General features: G+C 72.4%; 10 protein-coding genes and 1 riboswitch. Of the genes, 4 read left to right on the top strand and 6 right to left on the bottom strand.

Annotated elements, in window-relative coordinates; all coding sequences use genetic code 11:
• Window positions 1–73 precede the first annotated feature (73 nt).
• Window positions 74–907: a LytR/AlgR family response regulator transcription factor gene (locus ACGWYJ_RS19255; RefSeq protein ID WP_395107448.1), complete on the top strand. Its 834-nt coding sequence runs from the start codon at window positions 74–76 to the stop codon at window positions 905–907.
• A gap of 903 nt (window positions 908–1,810) precedes the next feature.
• Here ACGWYJ_RS19255 and ACGWYJ_RS19260 read toward each other — a convergent pair.
• The 6 genes from ACGWYJ_RS19260 to thiO form a co-directional block, all read right to left on the bottom strand.
• Window positions 1,811–2,656, bottom strand: a complete 846-nt coding sequence (locus ACGWYJ_RS19260; protein WP_395107449.1) for a deoxyribonuclease IV — start codon at window positions 2,654–2,656, stop codon at window positions 1,811–1,813.
• A gap of 12 nt (window positions 2,657–2,668) precedes the next feature.
• Window positions 2,669–4,564 (bottom strand): Stk1 family PASTA domain-containing Ser/Thr kinase, encoded by a 1,896-nt coding sequence (gene pknB / locus ACGWYJ_RS19265; RefSeq protein ID WP_395107450.1) that lies wholly within the window; start codon window positions 4,562–4,564, stop codon window positions 2,669–2,671.
• 104 nt (window positions 4,565–4,668) lie between these two features.
• The gene (locus ACGWYJ_RS19270) at window positions 4,669–5,625 is read right to left on the bottom strand and encodes a DMT family transporter (protein ID WP_395107451.1); all 957 of its coding nucleotides are present in this window, start codon (window positions 5,623–5,625) and stop codon (window positions 4,669–4,671) included.
• Between the two features lie 106 nt (window positions 5,626–5,731).
• Window positions 5,732–6,523 (bottom strand): thiazole synthase, encoded by a 792-nt coding sequence (locus ACGWYJ_RS19275; RefSeq protein ID WP_395107452.1) that lies wholly within the window; start codon window positions 6,521–6,523, stop codon window positions 5,732–5,734.
• A gap of 6 nt (window positions 6,524–6,529) precedes the next feature.
• Window positions 6,530–6,745 (bottom strand): sulfur carrier protein ThiS, encoded by a 216-nt coding sequence (gene thiS, locus ACGWYJ_RS19280; RefSeq protein WP_395107453.1) that lies wholly within the window; start codon window positions 6,743–6,745, stop codon window positions 6,530–6,532.
• A complete protein-coding gene (gene thiO / locus ACGWYJ_RS19285; RefSeq protein ID WP_395107454.1) occupies window positions 6,742–7,866 on the bottom strand; it encodes a glycine oxidase ThiO in 1,125 nt (374 codons plus the stop codon). The genes thiS and thiO overlap by 4 nt, the downstream gene beginning before the upstream one ends.
• Window positions 7,859–7,972: riboswitch (TPP riboswitch) on the bottom strand. It overlaps the preceding gene by 8 nt.
• Window positions 7,973–8,267: 295 nt before the next feature.
• On the opposite strand from thiO, the gene ACGWYJ_RS19290 reads away from it, so the two are divergent.
• From ACGWYJ_RS19290 to thiE, 3 genes are all read left to right on the top strand, one after another.
• Entirely contained in the window at window positions 8,268–9,464 is a 1,197-nt protein-coding gene (locus ACGWYJ_RS19290; protein WP_395107455.1) for an NAD(P)/FAD-dependent oxidoreductase, read from the top strand.
• 61 nt (window positions 9,465–9,525) lie between these two features.
• Window positions 9,526–9,909, top strand: coding sequence for an Rv2175c family DNA-binding protein (locus ACGWYJ_RS19295; protein ID WP_395107456.1), 384 nt, complete (start codon window positions 9,526–9,528; stop codon window positions 9,907–9,909).
• A gap of 131 nt (window positions 9,910–10,040) precedes the next feature.
• Window positions 10,041–10,711 (top strand): thiamine phosphate synthase (gene thiE, locus ACGWYJ_RS19300; RefSeq protein WP_395107458.1); only part of this gene is annotated, 671 nt, incomplete at its 3' end.

The raw sequence follows: 10,711 nt of genomic DNA on the forward strand, positions 1-10,711 counted from the left end.
CGGCCACGCCCTCTCCGGACTCACCTCATGGAACCGATTGCGGACGGACAGTAATCGCGGCAGGGTCCTAGGTATGTTGCGCGTGCTGGCCGTTGACGACGAAGTCCCCGCCCTGGAAGAGCTCGCCTACCTGCTCCAGGCGGATCCGCGTGTCGACCGCGTGCTGTGCGCCGGTGAGGCGGCGGCGGCGCTGCGCGACATGAGCCGGATCATGATGGCGGGGGATCGGCTCGACGCCGTCTTCCTCGACATCCGCATGCCGGGCCTGGACGGCCTCGACTTCACCCGGCTCCTCACCGGCTTCGCCGAACCCCCGCAGGTGGTGTTCGTGACCGCGCACGACGACAGCGCGGTCACCGCCTACGAACTGGGCGCCCTCGACTACCTGCTCAAGCCGGTGCGCGCCGAGCGTCTCGCCGAGGCGATACGGCGCGTCGAGGAGGCCGTGCGGAGAGACGGCCTGCACGGCGCCGGCGCCGGCGAGGAGGAGGACGAGATGGTCCCCGTGGAACTGGCCGGGCGCACCCGCCTCGTCTCGCGCCGCGCGGTGACCCACGTCGAGGCGCAGGGCGACTACGTCCGGCTGCACACCGGCGACGGGAGCTTCCTGGTACGGATGCCGCTCGCCGCCTTGGCCAAACGCTGGGAGCAGGCCGGGTTCATCCGGATCCACCGCAGCACGCTGGTCTCGTCCTCCCACGTCAGCGAGCTGCGCTTCGACGGCGGCAGGGCCGCCGTCCAGGTGGCCGGCGAACTGCTCCCGGTCAGCCGCCGCCACACCCGGCAGGTCCGCGACCTCCTCGTCCGCCGGTTCCGCCAGGTGGACACCGAGGACCAGCCGCGGTACGGGGAGGAACCGCGACGAAACGGCGACGAGCCGGACCGCGCCGAGCGACACCCCTCCTGACCTCACCCACGGCCCTGGAAGGGTCTCCCGCTACCGCCCTCACGGCTCCTGCCGGGCACGGGCGGGCTCCGACCACCCGTGAGCGGGCTTCTGAGCGCGCCGACCGGGCGATGGCCCCGCTGAACGTCCCCGAGAACGGCCGGCGGCCCCGACCCGGCGGACCACCCGGATACGAAACCGTATCCGCACCACTTCACCGCAGGTCCCGGGCCTGCGGCCAGGGGCGGCCGGGGACGCGTGGCGCCTCTTTCACGTCCTCGCCGTAAATTTCCCACGCCACTCGTCCGAGCGCGCCGACCGTTCACATGACCGCTCGTCCCACCCATCCGACCGCTCACCGGCACACTACGTTACGTACATCGATCACTACAGACCGTTCAACGAGCGCGGCGCGTCCCCGGGTCCCGCGCGGTATCGCAGAGCCCTAGTGTTCTCAGTGGCACCACGCAGCACCGCACCGCGGAACCGCCGTAACCGGAACGCGTCATCCGGAACACGGCGATCCGGCAGCCGGACGGCAGGCGGTACCGCGGCAGGAGCCCCGGGCGCCACACGGCGCTCACTGACATAACTGGAGATCCGGCGAGTCGCCAGACGACCGCCGGATCAGGAGCCGTCCGATCCCGTACCGGGGGGGTGGGATCAGGCGGCGATAGGTTCGGGCGTCGCTGAGCAGTCGGGGGGTTGCTCAGCGACGCCCGGGCTCTTTCTTTTCATTGTGGGCGGGCGACCCCCCACGCCCCCCGGTGCGGGGCGGAATTCCGCGTCCCTGCGCTCGTAGAACTCGCTCCGGGCCGCGGCCTCCCACCCCGTGTAGGGGCTCCGCCCCTACGGCCCCGGCAGGGGGCTCCGCCCCCTGCACCCCCTTTGGGGCTTCGCCCCTTGCCCCCCTTGCGGGGTGGGTCAGTCTCTTAGGCGTTTCAAAGTTTCTATGTCGTGGCCGTGAGGGGTTGGGTTGCGGCCCGGGGTTTCGATGATGAAGGGGACTCCGACCGCGGCGGGGTGGTGGAAGAGTTCGGCGAAGGGCTTCTCGCCTATGTGGCCGGTGCCGATGTTCTCGTGGCGGTCCCGGCCGGAGCCGCAGGGGTCCTTGGAGTCGTTGGCGTGGATCAGGCGCAGGCGGCCCTCGCCCACGGTTTCCACCAGGGCGTCGATGGTCTCCGTGACGCCGCCGGGGGTGGAGAGGTCGTGGCCTGCGGCGAACGCGTGGCAGGTGTCGAAGCAGACGCCCAGCTTGGGGTGGTTCTCCAGGCGCTCGAAGAAGGGGCCCAGCTCCTGGACCTTGGCGCAGAGCATGTTGTTCTGGCCCGCCATGGGTTCGAGGAGGAGGTCGGGGCCGTCCTCGGGGATCTCGTCCAGGAGGGGCAGGACGTGCTCGCGTACCTGGTCCAGGGCCGCCTCGTAGGTCTGGGTGACCGAGCTGCCGGTGTGGACCACCACGCCCTTGGCGCCGATGGCGTGGCCGCGCTGGAGGGAGTGGCGGATGGACGCGATGGACTTGGTCAGGGTCCCGGAGGTGGGAGAGCCCACGTTCACCAGGTAGGAGGTGTGGACGTAGACGGGGATCTCCTGCTCGCGCATCAGCGCGTCTTCGGCGGGTTTGCCCTCGGGGAGGGCCCAGCCGCGCGGGTTGGACACGAAGACCTGGACGGCTTCCGCGCCGATCTCGGCGGCGTACTTGAGACCGCCCGTGGCCAGGCCCCCCGCCACGGGCACGTGGCCCCCGATGGGGCTCTTCGGTGAGGTCATAGCGGGTTCAGCCTATGCCCAGATGGTGACCTCCGAGCCCCGGGGCGCGTTGCCGCCCGAGGGGGTCTGCGCGACCACCGTGTCGCGGACGCGGCTGCCGACCCGGACCTTGAAACCGGACGCGCGGAGGGCCTTGCGGGCGTCCTCGATCCGCTGGCCCCGGACGTCGGGCACGGGGATCTGCTCGCCGTCCGCGCGTTCGCCGTCGTCACAGAAGAACCTGCCGATGAAGCAGTCGCGTTCCTTGACCACGATGCGGACCCGGTCGCCGCGCGAGACGCCGGTGCCGGGGCCGGGACTCTGCTCGATGACCGTACCGGGCGGGCCGGGGCCCTTCCGGCGGCGGTCGACGTCGACGTCCAGGCCCATGGAGCGCAACTGGTTCGCGGCCTCGTCGCCGTTGCGGCCCACGAGCGAGGGCATCTCCATGCCTCGGCTGACCACGATGTCCACCGGCTCGTCGGGGGACTGCTTCTGCCCGGCGGGCGGCTTCGTGCGGATGACGTGGTCGCGGTCGTGGCTCTGGGACGTGGTCGCGGTCACCTTGCCCGGCGTGAAGCCCCGGTCCCGGAGGATCTTCCTGGCCTCGTCCACGGGCTTGCCGGTCACGTCCGGCACCTCCCTGGGGACGCGGCCCTTGGACGGGAAGAGGGTGACCAGGGAGCCGTCGGTGAGGCGGCTGCCGGGACCCGGCTCGGACCGCGCGACCTCGCCCTTCTTGACCTTGTCGCTGTACACGGCGTCGCCGATCCGGACGGTCATGCCGCCGTCCTCCAGCTTCGCCCGCGCGTCCGCCACGGGCATCCCGATGATGGTGTCGGGGACGTGGTCGTACTGGCCCGAGGTCTGGTACCAGACCGCCCAGCCCAGGATGACCGCCGCCACCGCGCCGATCGCGATCAGCACGTAGCGGCCGGTCAGGACGCTGATGGCGAGGTCGCCCGGGGAACGGGGCGGCGGCACCGGCGCGGGCGCGGTGCGCGCGTCGAAGACCCTGGTGGAGCCGTCGGCCGCCGGGCGGGGCTGCGCGGCGGGCATGCCCACCCGCCGGTCGATGTCGCGGGGGAGGCCCGCGTGCACCTGGGCCACCTCGCCCAGGAAGACGTTCGCGTCCTGCGGGCGCTCCTGGGGCTGGCGTGCGGTGGCGCGCAGCACCAGGGCGTCCAGGGGGTGCGGCAGCCCCGGCACCAGGGTGGACGGGGCGGGGATCGGGTCGTTGACGTGCTTGTACGCGACCGCGAGCGGGGTGTCGCCCTGATGCGGGAGCGTGCCGGTGAGCAGCTCGAACAGCATGACGCCCGCGGCGTACACGTCGGAGCGCACGTCGGCGTGGCCGGACAGGACCTGCTCGGGCGCGAGATAGCCGACCGTGCCGATGATCACGCCGGTCTTGGTCATCCCGGACGCGGTCTCGGCCCGCGCGAGCCCGAAGTCGGCGACCTTGGCCTGGCCGTCCTCGGTGAGCAGCACGTTCTCCGGCTTGACGTCGCGGTGCACGAGGCCGGCGCGGTGCGCGGCGCCCAGCGCGGCCAGCACCGGCTGCATGATCTCCAGGGCGGCGCGCGGGCCCAGCCGGCCGCGTTCGGTGAGCAGGTCGCGCAGCGTGCGGCCGCGGACGTACTCCATCACCAGGTAGACGTGCTCGCCGTCGGCGCCCTGGTCGTAGACCGCGACCACGTTAGGGTTGGAGAGCGCGGCGGCGGCCTTGGCCTCGCCGATGAACCGGCGGACGAAGTCCTCGTCGGTGGCCAGCGCGGCGTGCATCACCTTGATCGCCACCGTGCGGTCGAGGCGCATGTCGCGGCCCATGTAGACGGTGGCCATCCCGCCACGGGCGACGCGGGATTCGATGCGGTACCGCCCGTCGAGCACCTGCCCGACGAGGGGGTCAGCGACCGTAGCGTCCATCAGAGCGAGTGTAAGGGCCTTCCCGAACGGAACCCATCAGCCCGCAGGACTACCGACGGGCCGATCCTCGGCGGCGGGGCCGGGCCTTCGCAGGCCGCCGGCGCCTAGCGTACCGCCTTGCCGCCCGCCGGGACGGGCGCGGGAGCGGGCTCCGCCACCCCGCGAGGGCGCGGGTTCCGGCGCGCCACGGCAACGCCGCCCAGGCACAGGAGGCCGCCGGCGAGCGTCAGCCATTCCGGTACCTCGCCGAGCGTCGCCCACGACATCACCACGACCAGGGCAGGGGCGGCGTAGGTGGTGGCGCCCATCTTGCCCGCCGAGGTGCGGGCCAGCGCGTACGCCCAGGTGGTGAACGCCAGCGCGGTCGGGAAGACGCCCAGGTAGATCATGTTGAGGGTCGCGGAGGCCGAGGCGTCGCCGACCTCGCTTGCCAGCCGGCCCGCGAACGGCAGGCACGCCACCGCGCCGATCAGGCAGCCGTACGTGGTGACCTGAAGCGCCGACGCCCGCCGCAGCGCCGGCTTCTGACTGACGACGCCCGCCGCGTACGTCACGGCCGCGACCAGGCAGAGCAGCACGCCCAGCAGCGAGGCGTGGCCCTCGTCCGACATCGAGTACCCGACCACCACGGCACCGGCGAACGACACCGCCATCCCCGCCATCAGCCGGGGCGGGAAGCCCTCCTTGAGCAGCCAGCCGCCCAGCAGCGCGATGAGCAGCGGGCCGATGTTCACCACCATCGCGGCGGTGCCCGCGTCGACCTGCTGCTCGCCCCAGTTCAGCGCGACGTTGTACAGGCCGAACCACAGCACTCCGGACGCGGCGATCCCGGGCCAGGCCGCGCGGGGAGGCAGGCCCTCACGGCGGATCAGGCAGATCACGCCGAGGGTGACGGCCCCGGCCAGCAGCCGTCCCAGCGCCAGCGCACCCGGCGAGTAGTCCTCGCCGGCGCTGCGGATGGACACGAAGGCGGAGGCCCAGAACACGACCGTGACGGTCGCGGCGGCCAGCGCCAGACGGTTCACCCTCGGCGCGGTTCCGCCGCTTTCGCCCTGAATCATGTGCCGTACCCTGGATCGGAGGTTCGAGGGACGGCGACCAGTCTCGCCCCGCCGATCTTTCAGGTCCAGCGATTATTGCTACAGGGAACGCTTTAGTGTTCCTTCACTATGGTGTGGCGAGGCCCTCCCAGGGCGACGACGCCTGGGCGTACCGGCGCATGGGAATCCGCCCCGCCAGGCGGGCCAGCCGACCCGCCTCCACCGCGTGGCGCATCGCCGCGGCCATCCGCTCCGGCGACTGCGCCCGGGTGACCGCCGTCGCGAGCAGAACGGCGTCGCAGCCCAGCTCCATCGCCAGCGCGGCATCGCTGGCGGTCCCCAGACCCGCGTCCAGGATCACCGGGACGCCCGCGTCCTCCACGATCAGCTCGATGTTGTGCGGGTTGCGGATGCCCAGGCCCGACCCGATCGGGGAGCCCAGCGGCATCACCGCCGCGCAGCCCGCCTGCTCCAGGCGGCGCGCCAGCACAGGATCGTCGTTGGTGTACGGGAGGACCACGAACCCGTCGGCCACCAACTGCTCGGCCGCCTCCACCAGCTCGATCGGATCCGGCAGCAGCGTGCGCTCGTCCGCGATGACCTCCAGCTTCACCCAGTTGGTGCCCAGCGCCTCACGGGCCAGCTTCGCGGTGAGCACCGCCTCGCCCGCCGTGAAACACCCGGCGGTGTTCGGCAGCACCCGGATCCCGCACTCGTTCAGCACGTCCAGGACCGAACCGCGGGCGGAGGGATCGACCCGCCGCATCGCGACGGTGGTGAGGGCGGTGCCGGACGCGACCAGGGCCGAGCGCAGCACGCTCATGCTCGGCGCGCCCCCCGTCCCCATGATCAACCGCGAGGGGATCTCCTCGCCCGCGATGACCAGCGGCTCGACATCATGGCCTGTGTCCTGCTTCACGGGGGTTCAGCCTCCCTGTACGGCGGTCAGCACCTCAAGCCGATCCGCCTCCTGCAACGTCGTGGCGGCCCAGTCCGCACGACGCACGACCTCGCCGTTCAACGCCGCCGCCACCCCGGCCGTCTCCGGACCCGACCGGCCGGTCGCGCCGCTGACCGCGTCCGCCACGCTGGTGCCCTCGGGGAGCTCGCGCCGCTCCCCGTTCACGATCACGTTGATCACGCTGTCCCATCCTTGGGTCGCTCGGGGACGAAGGGACGGCCCACCTCGGGCACCGTGCCGTCCAGCAACACCTCGGTGAGGATGTCGGCGCTGACCGGGGTGAGCAGGATTCCGTTGCGATAATGGCCCGTTCCCACGACGAGACCGGGCAGGGCCGTGGGCCCCATCAGCGGGGCGTTGTCGGGAGAGCCGGGACGCAACCCGGCCGACACCTCGGCGAACTCCAGCTCCGTGATGCCGGGGAGCAACTCGCGCGCGTCCCGCAGCAACTCCCACAGGCCGCCCGCGGTCACCCGGGTGTCGAAACCCATCTCCTCCTGGGTGGCACCGACCACGATCTCCCCGTCCGCCCTGGGCACCAGATAGATCGAGGACCCCTTCACCAGCCCGCGCGTAGACCGCCGCAAGAACGGAACGGCCGTACGGAGCCGGATCACCTGCCCCTTCACCGGACGCACCGGAGGCAGCACCTCCTCAGGCACCCCCTCCAAGCCCCCCGACCAGGCACCGGCGGCCAGCAGCACCCGCTCCGCCCGGACCTCGCCACCGCCCTCCAGCCGCACCCCCACCGCGACGTCCCTCTCGACGATCACACCGGTGGCGCGCCGCCGCACCATCCGCACACCACGCTTCTCCGCCGCCGCCAGCAGCGCCGGAGCCAGCCGCCGAGGATCGACCGAACCGTCCTCGGAAGCCAGCAGGCCACCGCGCACACCAGGCGCCAGCATCGGCTCCAGCTTGCGGCACTCGCGCCCCGTCAACGCCTCGGTGGGAATCCCCCACCTCTCCTGGAGCCGCCGCACCTCGTCCAGATAACGCAGATCGTCCGCGTCGAACGCGACCTCAAGGATGCCGTCGGCGCGGTAACCCGTACCGAGCCCCGTCTCCTCCTCAAGCTCCGCGACGAACGCCCCATACCGGTCACGGGACGCCAGCCCTAACGCGAGCAGCCGCTCCTCCCCGTACGCGACCTCGCTCACCGGAGTCAACATCCCCGCCGCCACGGCCGACGCGCCACTGCCCGGCTCCGGATCCACCAGCGTCACCACGGCCCCCCGCGCCGCCGCGCGCCACGCGGTGGCCAGGCCGATCACACCCGCCCCGATGATCGCGATCTCCATGTCGCCACGCTCCCTTCGCCGGCATGATCCGGATCAGGTTCTGCGGTCGGCGGCCCATCCCAGCCGCCCTCTCAGCCCGGTCGAACCGGACTCCCGCGCGGTTTTAGTCTATTGCAAGCGAGAGCTGCGCTCCTCGCCTGGCGGCTCGTCGCGCTGTGCTTTTTTGGCGGTGCCTGCGGCGTCGGGCGCTGGGCGCCCTCCTTCTCCGGCACCGCGTGCGATCGCTGCATCGCTCCGACTCGCCCAGGGGCTCGCTGCGCGATCAGGGTCTCGCTGGCGCTCGCCCCTGCCTTCGGTCGCGATCGCGGCGCTTGGGCGCCGTTCGGGGCTGGGGTTGGCTGGCTGGGGTGGTTGGGTGGTCGTTCGGGGTTGGGGGGTCGGGGCAGGGCACAATGAGCGCTGTGACGATCATTGTGGTGGGTGGCGGTCTGGCGGGGGTGCGGGCCGTTGAGAGCCTGCGGGGCAAGGGATTTCAGGGTGAGCTGACGTTGGTGTCGGCCGAGGAGCATCGGCCTTACGATCGGCCGCCGCTGTCCAAGGCCGTTCTGATGGGGGAGACCGACGACACCACGGTGGACGCCGATTGGGACTCGCTTGGGGTCCGGCTGCTTCTCGGTGAGAGCGCGACCGGTCTGCGGCCGGGGACGGCACGTGGCGGGACGCTGGCCACGACGGCGGGTGAGATGGCGTTCGACGGTCTGGTCATCGCCACCGGGGCGGAGCCGATCAGGCTGCCAGGGGACGGCGAGCAGCATGTACTGCGGACCATCGAGGACGCCCGCGTGATCCGCGACCGGCTGACGGAGGGGGCGCGGGTCGTCATCGTCGGGGCCGGGTGGATCGGGGCGGAGGTCGCCACGGCCGCGGCCAAGAAGGGTTGCGCCGTGACGGTGGTGGAGGCGGCGGACACGCCGCTGGCCAACGCGATCGGTCCGGAGGTCGGCGCGCTCACCGTTCCCTGGTACGCGGAGGCGGGGGTGGAGCTGCGTACGGGTGTCAAGGTGGCCGAGGTGGAGGACGGCGGGCTCGCTCTGGCCGGTGGCGGCCGGATCGAGGCCGACCTGGTGCTGGTGGGCGTTGGTGTGCGGCCCCGCCTGGAGTGGCTGGACGGTTCGGGGCTGCTGGTCGAACGCGGGATCGTCACCGACGAGGCGTTCAGGACGAGCGTGGGGACCGATGTGCGTTCCGACATCGTGGCGGTGGGCGACTGCGCCGAATGGTGGTCGCGGCGGTATGGGCGGCGCCTGCTCGTCGAGCACTGGGACACCGCGCTCAACGCCCCGTCCGTCGCCGCGGCGACGCTCCTTGGCGAGGACGCGGCGTATGACGCCGTCCCGTACTTCTGGTCGGAGCAGTTCGGGCGGATGGTGCAGTACTCGGGGCACCACCCCGGGTCCGAGCGGCTCGTCCACCGGGGGGACCCGTCCGAGGGCAAGTGGGCCGTGTGCTGGCTGACCGGTGACCGGCTGGACGCCGTCCTGACCGTGGACAAGCCCCGCGACCTCGTCCAGGCACGGCGCATCATCGCCGCAGGTACGCCCGTGGATCCCGACGCGGTGGCCGATCCGGGCGCGCAGCTCAGGCAGGCGGTGCGCTGACCGGTCCGCAAGGCCGGATCCGGCGGGTTTGAGCGAAGCGGGCGCGTGGTAGCAAGGGGGCGTGACGCAACTGCACGCAACCGTGGAAAGCGCTCTCGACCCCCAGACCGACGCCCTCGCCGGCGAGTGGATCTCCCTCCCCGAGGCGACCGAGCGGCTCGGTATCAAGCCCGGCCGGATCAAGCAACTGCTCAGCGAGCGCAAGCTGCTGGCGGTCCGGCGCGGAGGAAAGCCGATGGTGCCCGCCGCCTTCATCAAGGACGGCCAGGTCATCAAGGGGCTCTCCGGCACGCTGACGCTGCTGTCGGACGCGGGCTACGACGATGTGGAGACGCTGCGGTGGCTGTTCACCGCGGACGACACCCCCCCCGGAACCCCCGTCCAGGCGCTCAGCGAGAACCGGGGCACCGAGGTCCGCCGGCGCGCCCAGGCGCTCGCCTTCTGAGGGGCGCGGCGAGAGCACCCGGCGTACGAGGAAGAACACGCACGTGACAGGATCGCGGGGTCACGCGCGACGGTACTCGCGCGCGGCCCCGCGACCATCGTGACACCGCACGGAAGGAACCGGCCCTCACCGTGTCCAGGCACCTCCCCTCCGACCGCGCCGTGGCCCTGCGCGCACGGCTCGCCCAGGCCCGGCTCTACCTCTGCACGGACGCCCGGGAGCGGCAAGGGGATCTGCCCGAGTTCCTCGACGCCGCCCTCGCCGGCGGCGTCGACATCGTCCAGCTCCGCCAGAAGGGGCTGGAGGCGCGGCAGGAGATCGAGTACCTCCAGGTGTTCCGCGCGGCCTGCGAACGCCACGGGGCGCTGCTCGCGGTCAACGACCGGGCCGACATCGCGCACGCCGTGCACGCCGACGTCCTGCACCTGGGGCAGGACGACCTGCCGGTCCCGGCCGCCCGCGCGATCGTGGGCGAGGACATCCTGATCGGACGGTCCACGCACTCCGACGAGCAGGCGTCCGCCGCCGCCGCCGAACCCGGGGTGGACTACTTCTGCGCGGGCCCGGTCTGGCCGACGCCGACCAAGCCGGGACGTGCCGCGCCCGGGCTCAAGCTGGTGCGGTACGTGGCGTCGCAACGCGAGGTGCGGCCGTGGTTCGCGATCGGCGGGATCGACGCGGGCAACCTGGACGAGGTCCTGGAGGCGGGGGGCCCCCCCCTCCTGGGCGTCCCCGCCGGTACCCCGGCGGCCCACCCCCGCCCCGCCCCCCCCCCCCCCGCCCGGCGGGGGCGCGGCCGGCC

Source organism: Actinomadura sp. SCN-SB (assembly GCF_043906805.1).
Taxonomy (GTDB): domain Bacteria; phylum Actinomycetota; class Actinomycetes; order Streptosporangiales; family Streptosporangiaceae; genus Spirillospora.